General features: G+C 67.3%; 13 protein-coding genes and 1 pseudogene. 6 read left to right on the top strand and 8 right to left on the bottom strand.

Features of this window, described 5'->3' with window-relative positions; translation table 11 throughout:
* Positions 1 to 250: 250 nt before the first annotated feature.
* A pseudogene (locus ABEA46_RS03080) lies at positions 251 to 361 on the top strand (ABC transporter ATP-binding protein); the annotation flags it as partial.
* A gap of 77 nt (positions 362 to 438) precedes the next feature.
* Here the strand turns inward: ABEA46_RS03080 and ABEA46_RS03075 are convergent.
* Positions 439 to 1,569 carry an alpha/beta hydrolase gene (locus ABEA46_RS03075; RefSeq protein ID WP_345542884.1) on the bottom strand — a complete coding sequence of 377 codons (1,131 nt, stop codon included), beginning with the start codon at positions 1,567 to 1,569 and terminating at the stop codon, positions 439 to 441.
* Between the two features lie 119 nt (positions 1,570 to 1,688).
* Here ABEA46_RS03075 and ABEA46_RS03070 point away from each other — a divergent pair, with 119 nt between their 5' ends.
* The 5 genes from ABEA46_RS03070 to ABEA46_RS03050 are packed head-to-tail and all read left to right on the top strand — an operon-like array spanning position 1,689 to position 6,994.
* A complete protein-coding gene (locus tag ABEA46_RS03070) occupies positions 1,689 to 2,921 on the top strand; it encodes an acyl-CoA dehydrogenase family protein (RefSeq protein ID WP_345542883.1) in 1,233 nt (410 codons plus the stop codon).
* A 25-nt stretch (positions 2,922 to 2,946) separates the two neighbouring features.
* On the top strand, positions 2,947 to 3,693 hold the full coding sequence (gene fabG / locus ABEA46_RS03065; RefSeq protein ID WP_345542882.1) for a 3-oxoacyl-ACP reductase FabG: 747 nt from the start codon (positions 2,947 to 2,949) through the stop codon (positions 3,691 to 3,693).
* Positions 3,690 to 4,145 (top strand): MaoC family dehydratase, encoded by a 456-nt coding sequence (locus ABEA46_RS03060; protein ID WP_116193414.1) that lies wholly within the window; start codon positions 3,690 to 3,692, stop codon positions 4,143 to 4,145. The genes fabG and ABEA46_RS03060 overlap by 4 nt, the downstream gene beginning before the upstream one ends.
* A 41-nt stretch (positions 4,146 to 4,186) precedes the next feature.
* Positions 4,187 to 5,791 carry an AMP-binding protein gene (locus tag ABEA46_RS03055; protein ID WP_345542881.1) on the top strand — a complete coding sequence of 535 codons (1,605 nt, stop codon included), beginning with the start codon at positions 4,187 to 4,189 and terminating at the stop codon, positions 5,789 to 5,791.
* 60 nt (positions 5,792 to 5,851) lie between these two features.
* Positions 5,852 to 6,994, top strand: a complete 1,143-nt coding sequence (locus tag ABEA46_RS03050) for a serine hydrolase domain-containing protein (protein WP_345542880.1) — start codon at positions 5,852 to 5,854, stop codon at positions 6,992 to 6,994.
* Positions 6,995 to 7,045: 51 nt separating this feature from the next.
* On the opposite strand, the gene ABEA46_RS03045 is transcribed toward ABEA46_RS03050, so the two are convergent.
* From ABEA46_RS03045 to ABEA46_RS03015, 7 genes are all read right to left on the bottom strand, one after another.
* Positions 7,046 to 8,086, bottom strand: a complete 1,041-nt coding sequence (locus tag ABEA46_RS03045; RefSeq protein WP_345542879.1) for a glycosyl hydrolase 53 family protein — start codon at positions 8,084 to 8,086, stop codon at positions 7,046 to 7,048.
* 143 nt (positions 8,087 to 8,229) lie between these two features.
* Positions 8,230 to 9,429: an acetyl-CoA C-acyltransferase gene (locus ABEA46_RS03040; protein ID WP_345542878.1), complete on the bottom strand. Its 1,200-nt coding sequence runs from the start codon at positions 9,427 to 9,429 to the stop codon at positions 8,230 to 8,232.
* A gap of 26 nt (positions 9,430 to 9,455) precedes the next feature.
* Complete coding sequence (locus tag ABEA46_RS03035; RefSeq protein WP_345542877.1) at positions 9,456 to 10,748, bottom strand: MFS transporter; 1,293 nt, start codon at positions 10,746 to 10,748, stop codon at positions 9,456 to 9,458.
* 10 nt (positions 10,749 to 10,758) lie between these two features.
* The gene (locus ABEA46_RS03030) at positions 10,759 to 13,320 is read right to left on the bottom strand and encodes a family 78 glycoside hydrolase catalytic domain (RefSeq protein ID WP_345542876.1); all 2,562 of its coding nucleotides are present in this window, start codon (positions 13,318 to 13,320) and stop codon (positions 10,759 to 10,761) included.
* Positions 13,320 to 14,303, bottom strand: coding sequence for an alpha/beta hydrolase (locus tag ABEA46_RS03025; RefSeq protein ID WP_345542875.1), 984 nt, complete (start codon positions 14,301 to 14,303; stop codon positions 13,320 to 13,322). The genes ABEA46_RS03030 and ABEA46_RS03025 overlap by 1 nt, the downstream gene beginning before the upstream one ends.
* On the bottom strand, positions 14,300 to 16,528 hold the full coding sequence (locus ABEA46_RS03020) for a glycoside hydrolase family 3 C-terminal domain-containing protein (protein WP_345542874.1): 2,229 nt from the start codon (positions 16,526 to 16,528) through the stop codon (positions 14,300 to 14,302). Before ABEA46_RS03020 ends, ABEA46_RS03025 begins: the two co-directional genes overlap by 4 nt.
* On the bottom strand, positions 16,528 to 18,768 hold the full coding sequence (locus ABEA46_RS03015; protein ID WP_345542873.1) for an alpha-L-rhamnosidase: 2,241 nt from the start codon (positions 18,766 to 18,768) through the stop codon (positions 16,528 to 16,530). The genes ABEA46_RS03020 and ABEA46_RS03015 overlap by 1 nt, the downstream gene beginning before the upstream one ends.
* Positions 18,769 to 18,813: the final 45 nt, after the last annotated feature.

Raw genomic sequence — 18,813 nt, 5'->3', positions numbered from 1 at the left:
GCCAGAGAGGTAGGTTGCGGTGCCCGCGCCGGCCGGCACGGTCCTCGATCTGCAAGACGTGTAGAGCCGGATTCGAGGAGGTCGGCCCTTCAAGTCAGCTGTGCGCGGTGTCGAGTCGTGCGTCCGCCCCGCGGTAGCGAACCAGAGGATCCGCAGCACCGCAGACAATCATCCCTCGGTGCCATGCGTGGCCGGCAGATCGGCACCAAGGCCGATGTGCCGGCGCACCTCCATTCGCAGCGTTGAGCTCATGATCGTTGCAGAGGGCCTCACGAAGGGGTACGGAGACAAGACGGCCGTGGATGATGTGAGCTTCACGGTGCAGCCTGGCCGGGTGACAGGGTTTCTCGGCCCCAATGGCCGCCGTGCTCATCGCGCATGGTCTCGCTGCCCCCAGCCGAGGCGACATCGAAGTCTGAGACCCCTGCCGGTCGGAGCTCAGTGGGCGGCGAACCACTCCGCCGTCAGCTGCTCCCCTGCGCGGCCCGCAGCGCCATTGAGCCCCATGAGGTGCCCCGTCCAGGGAATCGGCACTGACTTGACCTCGACGCCGAGCTGTCGGCAACGGAGCACGTAGGCGATGGGCCCTTGAGCCGGAACGAGCCAGTCGTTGGGCCCGTAGATGAGGAGGGCAGGCGGCGAGGCGGGGGTCAGGTGAGCGGTCGCATCGACCGCGGCATACCGCTCAGGGTGTTCCTCCATCGTCCCCCCGACGAGGCCGTGCACGAGTCGACGGCCGACAGCTCCTGCGGGTACATACCGGTTGGCCTCGGCGATCGCCGGGTCGACGGCGGGGATGAACAGCGACATCGCAGCGATGGTCGGAAGCGCATCGGCATCTTGGCCGATCGTGTCGCCCGCGGCGAGACGGTTCGCGACCAACGGTGCGAGCTGTCCCCCGGCAGAGCCCCCCACCAAGTAGACCTGCTCCGCCGACCCACCGTACTGCGGCGCGAGTGCCTTGACCTCCACGAGAGCACGGGCGATCTGACGGGGCGCGAGCTCCCAGGTAGCCAGCTCCTCACTGGCGTACGTGTAGGTCGGGGTGAAGACGAGGTACCCGCGATCGGCGAGCTGCCGCATGAGTCCCCGATCGCTCGACTCGTCGCCGTCAGCCCATCCGCCGCCGTGCACGTTTACGACAACGCGGGCCGGTGTGCTGGAGGGAGCGGGCTTGTAGATGCCCATCCGCGGTGAGTGTCCGTCAACCGGACCGTACGTGACCACTTCATCCGGCCCTGCTTTGGATCCGCGGTAGGGACCGAAGAAGTCCTTTGCGTGAACCCTGACCCCGACCTCCGCGAGCGCACGCCGCTGATCCGCGATCACGCGGACGCCAACCGGAATCGTCAGCAGAGAGAGCACGGCCGCGACGATCGCGGAGACGGACGGATCGATCAGCCAGGCAGCGATCGCCGAAACGGTACCTGACGCGGCGAACGCGAGGAGCCAGCCCGGCAGATACCCGCCGAGCGAGCCGAACAGACCGACCCACGGTGTCTGCCACGCGATCGTGCCGACAGCAAGCAGCAGGGCGAGCGCCATGAACACATAAGCGACCCAGATCACAGAGCACATCCTTTCGCACCGCCGCGCGACCTCGCGAGCGGTGTACCAATAAAACCACACAGTTGGGCGCTTTTCATGTATGGTGGCCACGTCACCGACGACCGAGACATGGAGTATCAATGACGATCGCGGCAGTAACCACCCTCGAGGCGCAGGATCCGGCCTTCGTCGATCAGGCCGTCGAAGCAGACCCCGTCGACTTCTACGGATACCGCGATCTGCTCACCGCCGACGAGCGGGCACGCCTAGCCGCGCTTCGCGACTTCCTCGAGACGGAGGTAGCCCCCATCGCGGACGACTACTGGGAGCGTGCGGAGTGCCCGCGCCACCTCTTCCTCCCACTGGCGGACCTCGGCATGTACGGTGCCGGCTTTCCTGAGGTCGCCGACTTCGACAACTCCGCGCTGTTCCGCGGCTGGGTGAGCTACGAGCTTGCGCGCGCCGATTCGTCGGTGGCGACCATGGCCGGAGTCCACAGCGGCCTGGCGATGAACTCCGTCGCGATCGGAGGATCCGACGAACAGCGCGCTGACCTTCTCCCGAGGATGGCGCGCGGCGAGATCGTGGGAGCCTTCGGTCTGACAGAGCCCCTCTCGGGTTCCGACACCGCACGTGGAATCCGTACCACGGCTCGCCGCGACGGCGACGCGTGGGTGCTCAACGGCGCCAAGCGGTGGATCGGCAACGCGACCTTCGCTGACATCGTGATCATCTGGGCGCGAGATGTCGCAGACGGAAACGTCAAGGGATTCATCGTTCCGGGTGGAACCCCTGGGTTCACCGCCACGAAAATCGAGCGCAAGCAGTCACTGCGTGCGGTCGAGAACGCCGACATCACGCTCACCGACGTGCGCGTGCCAGAGTCGTCGCGCCTTGCCCGCGTGCGGTCCTTCCGCGACGTGGCGCTCATCCTGCGCCAGACGCGGTGCGATGTCGCGTGGCAGGCACTCGGCAACGGCGTGGGCGCGTACGAAGCCGCGGTCGAATACGCGCGCCGTCGCGAGCAGTTCGGCAAGCCCATCGGGGCGAACCAGCTCGTGCAGAGCAAGCTCGTCACCTGCCTGACCGAGATCACGGCATCAATCGCGCTGTGTACACGGACGGCGCAGCTGCAGGATGCCGGCACGCTCACCGACGAGCAGTCGGCGATGGCGAAGGCGACGGTGAGCGAGCGGATGCGCCGCGTGGTGTCGCTGTGCCGCGAGGTCCTCGGCGGCAACGGCATCCAGCTCGACTACGGCGTCGCACGACGCTTCGCCGACGCCGAGGCCATCTACACGTACGAGGGCACATTCGACATGAACAACCTCATCGTCGGCCGCGAGATCACCGGCATCCCCGCCTTCGCCTGACCCACGCACCGAAAGCACTGCACCCATGACTACTGCCATCGTCACCGGCGCCGCGCGCGGCATCGGGGCCGCCACCGCCCTCCGCCTCGCCGCAGACGGCCACGACATCGCCGTGATCGACCTGGATGAGGCCGCCGCCGCAGCAACCGCTTCCGCAATCAACGAGTCGGGCCGTCGCGCCATCGCCATCGCGGCCGACGTCGCCGACGCTGTGTCTGTCGAGGCCGCCGTCGGCCGCGTGGTATCCGAGCTCGGAGCACCGGGCATCCTCGTCAACAATGCCGGCGTCCTGCGAGACAACCTGCTGTTCAAGATGAGCGAATCCGACTGGGACACCGTCATGAACGTGCACCTGCGCGGTGCCTTCCTGATGACCAAGGCGGTGCAGTCGTACATGGTGGATGCCTCGTGGGGCCGGATCGTCAACCTCTCGAGCACTTCCGCACTGGGCAACCGGGGGCAGGCGAACTACGCCGCAGCAAAGGCCGGCATCCAAGGTTTCACCAAGACCCTGGCGATCGAGCTCGGGCGCTACCGCATCACCGCGAACGCGATCGCGCCCGGCTTCATCCAGACGGACATGACCCGAGCCACGGCGGAGCGCCTCGGTGTGAGCTTCGAACAGCTCATCGAGGCGCAGGTGTCGCAGATCCCCGTCTCTCGCGCCGGGGTGCCCGACGACATCGCGGCGGCGGTGTCGTTCTTCTGCCGTGAAGAAGCTGGCTTCGTCTCGGGACAGGTGCTCTACGTCGCGGGCGGGCCAAAGTCATGATTCGCGCCGAACGGCCGCAGGATCTTCCGGCACTCGTCGGCACGACCGCGGTCGGCGACTGGCTCGAGGTCTCGCAGGAACGCATCGATGCTTTCGCCGACGTCACGGAGGACCATCAATGGATCCACGTCAACGTGGAGCGAGCAGCGGACGGCCCGTTCGGCACTACCATCGCGCACGGACTGCTCACGCTGTCACTGATCCCCCGACTCATCCAGGACCTCGTCGAGGTGCAGAACGTCGCGGCGGTGGTCAACTATGGCGTTGACGGCGTGCGCTTCCTCTCCCCCGTGCCGAGCGCGTCTCGAGTGCGTGCCTCCACCGAGCTTTTCGAAGCCGTCCAAACAGATCGCGGCGTACGCGCGCGCCTCAAAGTGACGGTCGAGCTCGACGGCAGTGAGCGTCCCGCGCTCGTCGCCGAAACAATCCATCTCTTCGTCCCCGCTCCGTAGCCCCATACCGAACTGCTTTTCAACGTCGAAAGGAACACACCATGACCGCACTCAACGACCGCGCCATCCAGGGCGATGGATTCGCGACCCTCAACGTCGCAACGATCCTCGCCGAGAGCGCCGCGCGCTACCCCGAGTCGCCCGCCGTCCATTTCGCCGGCCACACCATCCCCTACGCCGCACTGTGGAATCAGGCGCGCGCGTACGCGGGCGCACTGAAGGCGCGTGGAATCGGCAAAGGCTCGCGCGTCGCGCTGATGGCGCCGAACGTGCCCGACTTCATGCGCGTGTACTACGGGGCCCTCGCGCTCGGCGCCATCGTCGTTCCCGTGCATCCGCTGTTCAAGAAGAACGAGATCTCGTTCGTCCTCGGTGACGCCCAGGCTGATCTGTTCGTCGCCGCAGCGCCGTTCCTGGCCGAGGCCCTCCCCGCCGCCGCGGCCGCTCAGGTGCCGACGCTGTCGGTGCTCGTTCCCGACGAGATGGTCGCCGCGACGGGAGTGCCCCGCCTCGAGGAGGAGGCTGCCGTGGCGACGCCGATCGCGGGGATCGAGCAGACCAACCCCCTGGATGCCGCTACCATCCTCTACACGAGCGGCACCACCGGCACGCCCAAGGGTGCCGTCAGCTCGCACTTCTCGATCGTCGAGCAGGCGCATACCTCGCTCATCGACTCGCTCGACATGCGCCGCGATGACGTGATCTTCGGCGGGCTGCCGCTGTTCCACACCTTCGGCCAGACCGCCGTGATGAACACCGCGTTCCGCCGCGGTGCATCGATCGCCCTCATGCCTCGCTTCGAGGCGGATGCGGCACTCCAGCTGGTCGTCGACCAGGGGGTGACCATCTTCGCTGCCGTCCCGACGATGTTCGTCGACCTACTGCAGGCGGGCGCGCGATCCGATCTCCAGCCGCGGTTCCGCTACGCAGTCTCAGGTGGGGCTGCGCTTCCCCGCGTGATCCTCGACAAGTTCGCGGCCCGCTTCGGCGCTCAGGTGCACGAGGGCTACGGACTCACCGAGACCACCCCGATCGTGACGTTCAACGTCGTCGGCGAAGACATCCGCCCCGGCACCGCCGGCACCCCCCTCTGGGGCGTCGATGTCGCGATCGCCAAAGCCGGCATCGACGACCGCATCGAGCTGACGACAGACCCCGAAGAGATCGGCGAGATCGTGGTGCGCGGTCACAATGTCTTCAAGGGATACATCGGCCGCGAAGAGGCCACCGACGCAACCGTCGTGGATGGCTGGTTCCGCACCGGCGACCTGGGCACCATGACCGACCGCGTCATCACGATCGTCGACCGCAAGAAGGACCTCATCGTCCGCAACGGCTACAACGTCTACCCGACCGAGGTCGAGCAGGTCATCGCCACCCACCCTCAGCTCGTCTCGGTCTCGGTCTTCGGACTCCCCGACGAACGACGCGGTGAAGAGGTGAACGCGGCCGTGGTCGTCAAGCCCGGCGAGGAGGTCAACGCCGAAGAGATCATCGCGTTCGCTCGCGAACGTCTGGCCGAGTTCAAGTACCCACGGGTCATTCACGTCGTCGACGAGCTGCCCCTCGGCGCCAGCGGCAAGGTCCTGCGTCGCGCGCTCGTCGACCGGTTCTCGGTCACGGCAGCGGCACCCGTCGCGGGCTGAACGACCTTCGCGGTGCGGGGTCGAGAGACCCCGCACCGCCCCGACTGCAGAGGATCACCCATGACCCGATTCGGCGCATTGGATGCGCTCATCACCGACCTCATCGACCGTGGAGAGCTGAAGGACGCGCAGTACGCGATCGGCTTCGACGGCCAGGCCGTCGAGACTCGTGCGTTCGGCGGCGCGACGGTCGACAGCCGATTCTGCATCTTCTCGTCGACGAAACCCGTCTTCGCGTCGCTCCTGTGGAGACTGATCGACCAAGGCCTGATCTCGCTCGAGACGCCGATCGTCGACATCTGGCCGGAGTTCGGTCAGCACGGCAAGGATGCGATCGTACTGCAGCATCTGCTGCTGCACACGGCCGGCATCCCGAGCCCGATGATCTCGCATGAGGCGATCGGCAGCCGCGAGGACCGTGCGCACGAGATCGAGCAGTGGCCGCTGGAGCTGGAGCCGGGGACGGCGTACACCTATCACCCCTTCTCGGCCGGCTGGGTGCTCGCCGAGGTGGTGACCCGCATCACCGGCATGCCGCACGGTGAGGCCCTCCGTTCCGAGATCCTCGAACCGCTCGGCATCGATCGGCTCGAGCTCGGCGTTCCGCGTGACCGCCTCGGCGACGTGCGCCGGATCGACTACATCCGACAGGCGCCATTCGACGTCTTCCAAGCCGTCACCGGCCAGCCGTCGCCACCGCAGGACCCCGGCGCAGAGGACCCGTTCGACATCCGCGGATTCGCCAACGATCCGGTCGTGATCGGCGCCGGCGCGCCCGGCGGGGGTGCGATCTCGGATGCCGCGTCGGTCGCCACGTTCTACCAGGCGCTGCTCCACAACCCGGGCGGCCTGTGGAGCGACGAGATCCTCACCGACGCGACATCGAACATCCGCAACACCTTCCCTGACGGCCTTGCGCTCGGGGCACCTGCGAACCGCACGATCGGCCTCATCATCGCCGGCTCCGAGCACCGGCGCTTCGCCCTCCCTCAGCACGGGATCGACCTCGTCATGCACCCCTTCGGGCCAGCGGTGTCGCCGCAGACCTTCGGTCACGGCGGCGGAGGCGGTCAGATCGCGTTCGCCGATCCGACGACCGGCGTCTCGTTCTGTTTCCTGTCGAACGTCATCGACCGGGATGCGTTCGGCGCATTCCAGAACCAGCAGGACATCATCGAGGCAGCCGTGACCTCGATCGCCTGACCAGTCCCCCCGGAGAGAGGCCCGCGCAACCCGAATGCGCGGGCCTCTTCTTCAGGCATCGAAGACGCTGAGCGCGAGGTTGGCTCGGGCCACGGAGCCGTCAAGGTGAAAGAGCGAGAGCGGCCCCCAGTGACCTGTCACAAGGTCGGGAGCCCAGGGTCGGATCCCCTCGAGCCATCCCTCGGATCGACCGCGCGCTGCGAGATCGCTCAAATAGGCCGCCTGCCCACTTTCGGCGCGTGGATAGCCTCGCACCTCCCGGCCGAACGGGAACGGGCCGATGACGTCGGCGATGGGATATGCGTACTCGGCGATGAACGTGGGGCGCCCCCAGCGTTCTCGAAGGAGCTGCGCGGCCTCCCCCACGAGGATGTGCAGGTCATCCGGATGATGCTCGACCGGGCCGGAGGGATACATCGATGTGCCGAAGACATCGGGAAGATAGCCGGCGTCCGCGACGACATCCCAGAACTCGGTCCACGCTGCTGTTGACTCCGGGTTCGCGGCAGCGATGTGAGTGCTGAATCGCGCGCGGGGATCCACTTCGCGGACACCCGCGGCGGCGGCGGCGAGGAGCCGACCGACGAGTGGCCAGATGTGCGCACTCAGCCACCGGATCCGGTCCGGTTCGGACGTGCGGAGGACGAGGTCGAACCGGTTGATCCTGCCGATCTCGGGGTCGATGGAATCGGTGCTTCCCGGTGTCGCCGGGTCTCGGGGACTCGGGGGTGTGATGCCGCAGATTCCGGAGTCGACCTCGTTGCCGAGATTCCAGGTGCCGACGACGACACCGGTGTCCAGGATCCGTTGGGCGGTGCGCGCCGCGTACGCCTGGATACGCGAGGCCATCTCTTCGAGCGAGAGTTCGAGCCACGCACCTGTCGGTGGGATGAGATCGGGGTGGTCGGCGAAGTCAGGCTGCTGCTGATAGGTCAGCACATCCCCGTACCCCGCGAACAACCCGATCTCGGGATTGAACGGGAGGCCGAGCCCACATGCGAGCGCGGCGCGCTCCAATCCCCGCGCGAGACCGTGTTCGGCTGTACCCGATCGCTCGTTCGTGACATCCAGCGTGCCGATGCGCGCGTACACCTCAGTGCCACCGTGCTCCACGAAGAGTTCCTGCAGTGCCTCGACGGTGACCGCCGATCGGGTTCCGTCGGTGAATGTCACCCCCTGTGCGAGCACCTCCTCTGCGAACGGGCTCACCGACAGGGCATATCGGAAGTCGCCCGTCACGACACCTCCAACAGCGCGGCAGCGCCTTGGCCACCACCGATGCACATCGTCACGACCGCGAGTCTTGACCCCCGCCGCCTGCCCTCGCGCAGCACATGGCCGACCATTCGCGCGCCCGACATCCCGTACGGGTGGCCGATGGAGATCGCGCCGCCGTTCACGTTGAGCTTCTCGGGGTCGATCCCGAGCTCGTCACGGCAGTGGACGACCTGTGAGGCGAACGCCTCGTTGAGCTCCCACAGGTCGATGTCGTCGACGCCCAAGCCCTCACGACGAAGCAGCTCTGTGACGGCGGGAACAGGCCCGATGCCCATCTCGTCGGGGGCGACGCCTGCGACGGCGATCCCTCGAAATACGCCGAGGGGCGTGAGTCCACGGCGGGATGCCTCATCCTCCGCCATCACTACGGTCGCGGCGGCCCCATCAGAGAGCTGACTGGCATTGCCTGCGGTCACCGACGACGCTGTCGCTGCGACGCCATCCGCGAGCACCGGGCGCAAAGCGGCGAGATCCGCGCGCGTCGTCGATGGGCGGTTGCCTTCGTCGCGGGTCAGCAACGTGTCGCGGAACGATACCTCCCCGCTCTCGCGGTCGAGAACGCCCTGAATCGTCGCGAGGGGGACGATCTCGTCGTCGAAGAGACCCGCGTCTTGCGCAGCGGCGGTGCGCTGCTGCGATGTCAGCGCGTAGGCATCCTGCGCATCACGGGTGATCCCGTAGCGCTCGGCGACGATCTCGGCCGTGTTCAGCATCGGGAAGTAGATTCCGGGAACATTCTCCTTCAGCCACGGGTCCGCGGCGCGGTGGGTGTTCATGTGGTCGTTCTGCACGAGCGATACAGACTCGACGCCCCCGGCCACGGCGATGCGCAGATCGCCGTTCGCGACCTGCGCCGACGCGAGGGCGATCGACATCAGCCCGGACGCGCACTGTCGGTCCACCGACATCCCGGGCACTGTCACCGGTAGGCCGGCACGCAAAGCGGCCTGCCGTGCGATGTTGCCACCGGTCGCGCCCTGCTGCAGTGCGGCCCCGAGGATCACGTCGTCGACCTCGGCCGGGTCGATGCCGGCGCGCTCGACGACCGATGCGATGACGTGGCCGGCAAGTTCCTGCGGCTGCGTGTTGTTGTAGGCCCCGCGATATGCCTTCGCGATGGGCGTACGCGCGCCGCTGACGATGACTGCTCTCGACATGGTTCTCCCTCTTCGTCGACGGGTGTTCAGCGGACGGACTTGATCGGCCAGATCGCGAAGGCGCCCAGCAGCGAAAGCACGATGGCCACGGGGAACAGCCCGACGTACCCGAAGATCGCGATGACGATGCCCGACGCGACCGGCCCGATGGTCGCCGGAAGGGATGCGGCGATGTTGATCACACCGAGATCCTTGCCGAACGACTTCGCCGACGGAAGCACCTGGCTCATGAGCGCCGTGTCGACCGCGACGTACATGCCGAAGCCGAGGGCGAGGATCGCGAACATGATGCCCCACCCCACGATGGTGGGCCAGATCCAGGGCACGAAGAGGGCGACAGCCATGGCGATCGAGGCACCGAAGACGAACGGCTTGCGCCGCCCGAAGCGGTCGGAGAGCGGCCCGGAGACGACCGTGCCGAGGATGATCCCGATCAGGCCGATGACACCGAAGAGCGGGATGAAGTCCTGCGGTCGCTCTACGCCGATGTAGTCCGAAAGCACATAGAACTGGTACCCGATGACCATGTTGTAGCCCGTGAAGAGCACGAGCCGAGCGGTGAACGCCCAGAAGAAGTCAGGGTGCTTGATCGGGTTGACCCAGAAGGTGCGGACGAAGTCCATCCATCCGAGCTTGTCGATGTGGATGTCGCGACTGGAGTGGTCGGGGTTGAACGTCACGAACAGCAGCAGGACGACGATGGCCAGCGCTGCGAAGACCATGTACCCGACGACATAGTCGTCGGTCAGAGCGGCCGCGACGATCGAGCCGATGACCGCGCCCGTCATTAGCGCGATCCCGGATGCCGCGGCGAACACCCCTCGGCGGTGCAACGGCACTCGGTCTGGAAGAATCGCGGAGAACGGGCCCTGCACGAAGGCCATGGCGACCTGCACGAAGAACCAGGCGATCGTGATGCCCCAGACACTTCCCGCGAACGCCATGCCCACGAGCGCGAGCGCAACGACAAGAGAGCCGACGACGATCCACGGGGCGCGGCGCCCGAACCGGCTGCGCGTGCGGTCGGAGATCTGACCCGCGATCGGCCCGGCGATGAGGGAGCCCGCTCCACTGACGGACAAGACGAGCGCGAGATTGAACTCCTTGTTCTCGGGGTCCATCAGCGCGAGCTGGAACGGCACCAGCACGCCGGGGATCGCGCTGATCATGGCGATCACAAGACCTGCGGGGAACACCCAGGCGATGAGGCGATTGATCGAGCCGCGCACCAGGGGCGGCGGGTCGTCATTCCCGTCGGCGGCTTCGATGAAGGCCGCTTCGAGGTCGGAAGCTGCCGGTTCGGGGAGAGGTGAGGTCATGTCGGTTCTTTCAGAAGTGGTACGTGCCACTGCCCACGGAGTGCACGAGGCCACGCCAGTGCACGCGAGCGGTGGTGTTCGGAGGGATGGTGACATCGAGCGAATCGGCTGTCCATCGCACCGTGATCTCGCCGGACGGGGTCAGCAGGGTGCGCGCGCAGAACGTGAGCGGCACCTCGGTGCGCGGCGCGATGACGATGTCCTTGTAGCCGGGCGCCGCGGCTCGGATGCCGGCGATCTCGCGCGTGATCCAGTCGTCCACCGCCCCGAAGGCGTAGTGGTCGAGGCTCGAGGTGGTCGGCGTGCCGTCGAGGTCGATCGCATCCCAGTTCTCCCAGATGGCCGTCGCCCCCTGGTCCACCTGGTAGAGCCAGGACGGCTTCCGGTCCTCCCAGAGGAGCCCGATCGCGAGGTCCGCACGTCCGATGTCGACAAGGACGTCGAGCAGGAACGGCGTCGCGACGAAGCCTGTGTCGAGCAGACCGTTGTTCGCAGCGAGCAGATCGACGAGTCGCGCGGCGTACGTCCCGCGACGTTCCTCGGGCACCAGGCCGAACGCGAAGGCGAGGACATACGCACCCATCAGCGACGTCGGCAGCTCGTCTGAGGCCATGAACACCATCTGGATCGCGGCCTTCGTCGCTTCGGCCTCGGCACGGTAGGCCGCGGCGTCGTCGACCCTGCCGAGAACGTCTGCCGCACGCGCGAACAGATCGAGCGATCGGTAGCCGAAGAAGGGGGCGACGTAGAAGGCCGATGACTTCGTGTTCTCCCAGTCGCCGCCCTGCTGATGCTGGCTCGGGATCAGCCACTCGCCGAAATGGAACCCCGTGTTCCACAGGTGGCGGTCCAGCTCATCGGGAATCTCTGCCGGACCCCGGGTCGATCGGGCGGTCTCGATGACGCTGTCGCACCACGCCTTCATGGACGCGTACGAGCGTTCGAGGATGACGGCGCCTCCTGTCGCTTGGTAGACCTCCCAGGGGACGATCACCGCGGCGTCGCTCCATCCCGCGATCCCGGTGACACCGCTGGTGCCGAACTGCTCGCTGGTGCGCAGCGAGAGCGACTCGTACAGCATTGTGAAGGGAACGGTCATCGGCACCACACCGTCGGGCAGCTGATCGGCCTCGAGGTTGCGCAGCCATGCCTCGAGGAAAGAGGTGACATCTTCGATACCGAACGCGGTCGGGGTGTACAGCTGGATGTCGCCCGTAAACCCTGCCTTCTCTCGCGTCGGGCAGTCGGTCGGGATGGACATGGTGTTGTTGCGCTGCGACCAGACGACGTTCTCGTGCAGCCGGTTGAGTCGCGGATCGGAACTTTCGAATGTCCCGGTGGATTCCTTCGGGGTGGACAGGACGACGGCTTCGAAGTCGCCGGCGACTACCCTGTCGAGACCGGTCACGCGGACGTACCGGAAGCCGTGGAAGGTGAAGATCGGTTCGTAGACGGCGAGCGACCCGTCGGAGACGTACACGTCCTTCTGCCCGGCCAGGGTGCCGTTGAAGTATTCGCCGTCCGGGGTGGTCGTCTCGAAGTGCTCGAGCGCGACCTCAGCTCCGGCCGGGGCGTCGATCCGCACGCGGACTCGGCCGTCGACGATCTGCCCGAAGTCGACGATCGCGTCACCCGACGGAGAGATACGAACTTCGACGGCGGGAATCGTGTCGACAGCACGGATCGGCTCGATCGGCTGTGCGACGAGGTTGCCGTATCCGAGGTCGATCACCGATATCGCACGGGAATCCGACACCACTGCCGTCGCGTCGTAACGCTCACCCCAGTACAGGTCCGACGACCGCACGGGACCCGTGCGGCACATGACCGACCCATCGGAACCGATCACGTCTACGGTGCCGTCGGTGTACTCGACCTCCAGCTGGAAGAGGACCGCGGGCAGATCGCGCAGCGGGTGCGACAGCGGCCGCGTGACCGGGCAGAAGTACCAGCCGTCGCCGACATACATTGAGACGACGTTCCGGCCGGCCCGCAGCTGGGAGGCGACGTCGTACGTCTGCACATAGAGGCGGCTGCGGTACACCGAGAACTCCGGGGCGAGCTCGCGGTCGTCGGGTCGTTCACCGTTGACCGAGAGCCGGTAAGCACCCAGCGCGGTGGCATACATGCGTGCGCGCCTAACGGGGCTGCGCAACTCGAAATCACGGAGGAACTCCACCGCCGGCGGCTGCGTGCCATGACCCCAGCCGTCGCCGACGGGTCTCTCGATCGTGCTCTCCACCCACAGCGCCGTCCAGTCCTCAGCGAAGATCGCTGTCTCGAATCCGGCAGTCGCCGTGGCCGCGGAGCCGTGGTTGTCGACTACCGTGACGGCCCACGCATACGAGGTCCGACTGCGCAGCGGCGGGCCGTCGTACCGGACGAAGGACTGGACATCCGATTCGACGAGACCGGAATCCCACACCGGCTCCCCCGCAGCCGAAACGACGACCCGATAGGACTGTTGAGTCACATCGCGCGCGCTCGTGTGCAGCATCCATGAGAACTCGGGATTCCCGTCGATCCCCATGGGCTCGACGCGGCCGAGCGTACGCAGTCGAGTGAGCTTCATCAGTGACCGACAGGTGCTTCCGTGCGGTGTCGCGCCACCCACTCGCTGATCGCCTCCAGGCTGCTCTGAGCCTGGGGCAGTCCGGGACGGTTGAGGTGACCGTGCGCGACGTCGGGTGCGAGCAGCACGTCGACGTCGACGTCGGCCGCCTGCAGCTGCGCGCCGAATCGCTCCCCCGACGCGCGGAGGCCGTCGTACTCGCAGTTGATGATGAGGGTCGGCGGCAGACCGGTGAGGTCGTCGGCGACACCGGCGATCGCGTGGGGGGATGCCGCGGACGCCGGACCGCCGAGGAAGTTCTCCATCACCGGTTCGATCACCTCGGGCACGAACGCCATTCCGGCGTTCAGACTCGCGAGCTTGGCGGCCAGTTCTGCGGATGCCTCGGGAAGCACCGCGTGCACGACGGGGTATGCAAGGACGACGGATGCCGGCTGCGCTCCGCCGTCGTCGCGAATCCGCAACGCGACCCCGGCCGTCAGGCACGCGCCCGCGCTCGCGCCCCCGATGCTGATGCGGGACGGGTCGGCACCCAGCCGCTCCGCGTGCCGGGTCGTCCACAGGTACACCGCGTGAAGGTCGTCATTCGGCGCAGGAAAATGGACGCCACCGAGGCACAATCGGTAGTCGACCGAGATCACCACAGCGTCGGCACGCTGCACGATCTCGCGGGCGACCGAGTCCGCTTCGGGCATGTCGAGGTCGCCGCCCAGGAACGCTCCCCCGTGGCACCAGATCAGGAGCGGACGCCCCTCTCTCTGCTCATGGGGGCGGTAGATGCGGACGGGAACCGGGCGGTCGGGCGACGGCACGACAGCATCCGTCACGTCGGCGGGCGGCCGAAGGTAGTCGGCCTCGCCGGCGCGCGGCAACGTGAGGCGAGCGATGAGCTCGCGATCTCCGCTCTGGTCGAGACCGTTCGCGGCCTCGGCCTGCAGCTTTGCGGCGACCGCTGCGACGCGCTCCCAATAGATGTCCGTCATTCCGAATGTCCCTTCCGAGAGGCGGTCATCAGTGCTTCGACGTCTGTCGCCGAGACGGATTCACCGAGCAGGTTCACGATCTTCTGCATGGGAAGCGTTCCCAGCAGGCGCAGCGCGTCGGGCTGCGCCATCGCGCGCAGCAGATCCGACTGGAGTGTGTCGAGCAGGATGGGACCGACGATCGCATGGTCGAACCACTCCTGGGCGGTGGATCCGAGGGTGAGCTCGCGGATGACCTCGTCGCCGCGCAACGCGATCGTGCCCTCGGCGGCGACCTCCACGGCATTGTCTCCGACGATGACGCGATAGTCGCCGGGGGTGACGACCCAATCGCCGATCTGCACGTCCCAGTAGGCGAACGCTCGACGGTCGAGCTCGAGCTCGACCTCCACCGAGGCCTTCGCCGGCACGCGCACCTTGGTGAAGGCCCGGAGTTCGCGCGTGCTGCGCTGCACGACCCCGAGTCCCGATGCATCGACATACACCTGCACGACGTGCGCGCCGTCGCAGTCGCCGGTGTTCTCGACGCTCACCCGTACCACGGCCGTGTCGCCACCGGTGACCTCGATCGAGAAGCCGGATGTCCGGAACGTCGTGTAGCTCAGCCCGTGCCCGAAGGGATACCTCACGGGGATCCCCCGCGTGGCGTACCAGCGGTAGCCCACGAGTGTCCGCTCTCCGTAGACCACATGCCCCTGCTCGCCGGGAAAGTTCCCGAAGGCGGGGGTGTCCTCGATGCGGAACGGAATGGTCTCCGCCAGGCGACCTGACGGGTTCACGATTCCGAAGAGAACGTCCGCGAGCGCAGCACCACCAGCCTGCCCGAGCAGGAAGCCGTCGAGGATCGCGTCGACGTCGTCGTGCCACCCTTCGAGCCCGACCACTCCGCCGTGCGACAGCACGACCACGGTGCGCGGCGCGGCGGCCGCCACCGCACGGATCAGCTGGACCTGCTCCGCGGGCAACTCGATGGTGGTCCGGTCGTATCCTTCCGACTCGTCAGCTTCGGCGAGGCCGGCGAACACGACCGAGACCTCGGACGTCGCCGCGAGTCGGACAGCGTCCTCGAACAATGCTTCGCTGCCCGACCCGTCGAGGGCGAAGCCGGGAGCGAACTCGACGGCCCGCGCGATCTCGGGGACGGCGTCAAGGAAGGGGTCGGTCCTCGTCGCGTTGACGTGCGAGCTGCCGCCGCCCTGGAACCGAGGCGAGCGGGCGAACTCGCCGATCACGGCGATCCGGGACTCCGGGCTGAGCGGGAGCACGCCGTCGTTCTTCAGCAGCACCACACTCTCGCCGGCAACCTGCCGTGCGAGGGCGTGGTGCGCGTCGAAGTCTGCTGCCCGTTCTTCTCGACCGCCCCAGCGCCCGAGCCCGATCACGCGCTGCACGCTGCGATCGACGATGTCTGCACCGAGCTCTCCGGCGGAAAGCGCCGCTTCGAGTTCGCGTACGCTTCGTCCTCGTGTCCCGGGCATCTCGAGGTCGAGACCGGCCGCGACGGCAATGGCGGGCCGGTGGACCGCTCCCCAATCCGAGACGACGACACCCTCGAAACCCCACTCGCCGCGCAGAACATCGGTGAGCAGCCACGAGTTCTCGGAGGCATAGGTGCCGTTGATCCTGTTGTACGCGCACATCACGGTCGCCGGCTGCGTCTCTTTCACCACCCGTTCGAATGCCGGGAAGTAGATCTCGCGAAGCGTCCGCTCGTCGACCTCGGCGCTCACCCGCATCCGGTCGGTCTCCTGGTTGTTCGCAGCGAAATGCTTCACCGACGATCCCGTGCCGGTGCCCTGCATCCCCCGCACGTAGCCGGCGCCGAGCGCCCCGGCCAGCAGTGGGTCCTCTGAGTAGTACTCGAAGTTGCGGCCGCACAGCGGGGAGCGCTTGATGTTGACGCCCGGCCCGAGGACGATGTCGATCCCGAACGACTGCGCCTCGCGTCCGAGCGCCTCTCCCACCTTGGCGGCGAGGGCGGGATCCCAGGACGAGCCCACAGCGACGGCGGGCGGGAAGCACGTGGCCGGCTCACTCGGCTGGAACCCGAGCGCGTCGCCGCCATCCACCTGCGCGCGCAGGCCGTTCGGGCCATCGGACATCCGAACGGAGCGCATTCCCTGTTCGTCGATCGGATGGGTAGTCCAGGTGTCACGGCCCGACAGCAGGAGCAGTTTCTGGTCGAGGGTGAGCGCCTCGACGGTGGCCGCGGCATCCTCGGTCATCAGTGGGCCTCTCGGATCGAGATGGTGTGGGCGCCAGCGGCCAGAACACGCGCGCTGCCGTCAGGGAGGATGAGGTCCGCTTCGACCGCTTCGGGCACGAGGCAGTCGACGACGATCTCGCCGGATGGCTCCCGCCGCCAGCCGCACTCGACGAGGCCGTGTCGCGTCTGCAGAGTCCCGCGCGCCCAGTCCAGGCCCGGGCCGGGTGTCGGCTCGAGACGAAGACGGGAGTAGCCCGGCTCGGCGGGTTGGATGCCCGCGACCCGCTTGTAGAGCCAGTCCACGACGGCGCCGAGAGCATAGTGATTGAAGCTCGTCATCTCCCCCGGATTCACCGTGCCGTCGGGAAGGAGCGAGTCCCACCGCTCCCAGATCGTCGTGGCGCCCATCTCCACGGCATATAGCCACGACGGCAGCTGATCCTGGAGCAGCAGCCGATACGCGTCATCGACGTGGCCGGTCTCGGTGAGCGCCCACACCACATACGGGGTGCCAGCGAAGCCCGTCGCGACCCGGTAGTCGCCTTCGGCCACGAGTTCGGCCAGTCGCTCCCCCGCCTGCGTACGCTCGACTTCGTCGAGCAGCCCGAAGTGGATCGCCAGGGCGTAGACGGCCTGAGCGTCCGATCGGATACGGCCTGCGAACTCGACGTAGTGCTCGCGGAACGCGGCGCGGGTGCGATCGGCCAGCGCGGTCCAGCGTTCGCTATCGGCACCGTGGCCGAGCAGGTGGGCAGTGGATGCTGCGAACCGTGCAGTGCGGTAGAGGCAGGCCGCAGCGATCACCGCGCGATCGGCTTTGGCGGCCATCGGCTCCTCTGGCGGGGCCGTGGGATCGAGCCAGTCGCCGAACTGGAAGCCGGTGTCCCAGAGACCGCTGGCGGAGAGCCGAGGCAGAATGGACTCCAAGTGCAGAACGATCCCGCGATAGTGCTCGGCGAGTCGCTCTCGGTCGCCGTACGCCCACCACAGGGCCTCGGGGACCCAGGCCGCCGCATCCCCCCATACTGCCGTCGGGCCGAGCATCGCGGCGCTGACGCCGAGACTGTCGCGAGGAATCAGCTTGAGCACGTTGGGTACGACGAACGGCACATAGCCGGAGTGCGCGGTCTCGGCCGCGAGATCCTGCAGCCAGCCGTGGAGCAGGTCGGACGCGTCGAACTGATAGCACGCGGTCGATGCGAACACGGCGATGTCTCCTGTCCAGCCCAGCCGCTCGTCGCGCTGCGGGCAGTCGGTGGGCACATCGAGGAAGTTGCCCTTCTGTCCCCACACCGCGTTCTCGACGAGACGGTTGACGCGCTCGTCGGAGCACTCGAACGCACCGGTCCGGTCCATGCGGGAGTGCACGACGACCGCTTCGATGGCGGACTCGTCGAGCTCGCCCGGGTAGCCCCGGACCTCGACGAAGCGGAACCCATGAAACGTAAGGGTGGGCTCGAAGACGTCGTCGGCGCCCGAGAGCACGTAGGTGTCAGTGGCGAGGGCGCCGCGCAGAGGTCGCGTCGCAAGTTCCTCATCCTCGAGCACCTCGGCATGGCGCAGCACGACTTCCGTTCCTGGGGCACCGGATGCGCGCAGCCGCGTCCAGCCGACCAGGTTCTGACCGAAGTCGACGAGCGTGCCCCCGGAGGGCGAGGTCCAGATGCGCTGCGGCGCAAGAACCTCGTGCCGCTCGATCGCCGGTTTGCCCTGCGGGATGATCGTCGTGCGATCGAACTCTGCGGTGACGGTTTCAAGCGACCGCGCCTGCGCGGTGCGGTCGATGCGCACCCCGTCGTACAGCGAGTTCGCGGTGACGACCGCGGTTTCCGCCCTCCACTCGGTCCCGCTGACGATCCGCTGAGCATGACCGTCCTCGAAGCGGATCTCGAGCTCTCCGATGAACCCGATCTTCGATCCGTAGTCGAGTGCGAGCCCGCTGAAACCGAGCTTGCCGCGCCACCAGCCGTTGCCGACGAGCACCTCGAGCTTGGCGCCGTCCCGTACGAGCGCGGTCACGTCATAGGTCTCCACCGGAAGCCGCCACTCGTAGGCGCTCCATCCCGGCGCGAGCACGCCCGAGCTCACGGCCACACCGTCGATGCGCGCTTCGAAGACGCCGTGGGCAGTTCCCCGGAGCGTGGCGCGCACGATCGGCGATGATGATTCGAGCTGGATGTCCGTACTGAGGACGAAAGCCTGGTCGTCGCCTGTGATGGTGACGAGCTCGGCCGACTCGAGCAGAGTCGCGGGACTCATGGGTGAACTCCTTCGTTGCAACGCATGGCAGCGCATTTCGCGTGC

The organism is Microbacterium jejuense, from assembly GCF_039544225.1.
Lineage (GTDB): Bacteria > Actinomycetota > Actinomycetes > Actinomycetales > Microbacteriaceae > Microbacterium > Microbacterium jejuense.
Note: the sequence above shows the minus strand (reverse complement) of the source record. Positions and strands in the feature narration are given on the sequence as shown.

Coding starts and splice junctions, on each gene's coding strand:
- ABEA46_RS03030 (WP_345542876.1), bottom strand. CDS start 13,320: ATGAAGCTCACTCGACTGCGTACGCTCGGCCGCGTCGAGCCCATGGGG.
- ABEA46_RS03070 (WP_345542883.1), top strand. CDS start 1,689: ATGACGATCGCGGCAGTAACCACCCTCGAGGCGCAGGATCCGGCCTTC.
- ABEA46_RS03020 (WP_345542874.1), bottom strand. CDS start 16,528: ATGACCGAGGATGCCGCGGCCACCGTCGAGGCGCTCACCCTCGACCAG.
- ABEA46_RS03040 (WP_345542878.1), bottom strand. CDS start 9,429: ATGTCGAGAGCAGTCATCGTCAGCGGCGCGCGTACGCCCATCGCGAAG.
- ABEA46_RS03060 (WP_116193414.1), top strand. CDS start 3,690: ATGATTCGCGCCGAACGGCCGCAGGATCTTCCGGCACTCGTCGGCACG.
- ABEA46_RS03050 (WP_345542880.1), top strand. CDS start 5,852: ATGACCCGATTCGGCGCATTGGATGCGCTCATCACCGACCTCATCGAC.
- ABEA46_RS03035 (WP_345542877.1), bottom strand. CDS start 10,748: ATGACCTCACCTCTCCCCGAACCGGCAGCTTCCGACCTCGAAGCGGCC.
- ABEA46_RS03055 (WP_345542881.1), top strand. CDS start 4,187: ATGACCGCACTCAACGACCGCGCCATCCAGGGCGATGGATTCGCGACC.
- ABEA46_RS03015 (WP_345542873.1), bottom strand. CDS start 18,768: ATGAGTCCCGCGACTCTGCTCGAGTCGGCCGAGCTCGTCACCATCACA.
- ABEA46_RS03025 (WP_345542875.1), bottom strand. CDS start 14,303: ATGACGGACATCTATTGGGAGCGCGTCGCAGCGGTCGCCGCAAAGCTG.
- fabG (WP_345542882.1), top strand. CDS start 2,947: ATGACTACTGCCATCGTCACCGGCGCCGCGCGCGGCATCGGGGCCGCC.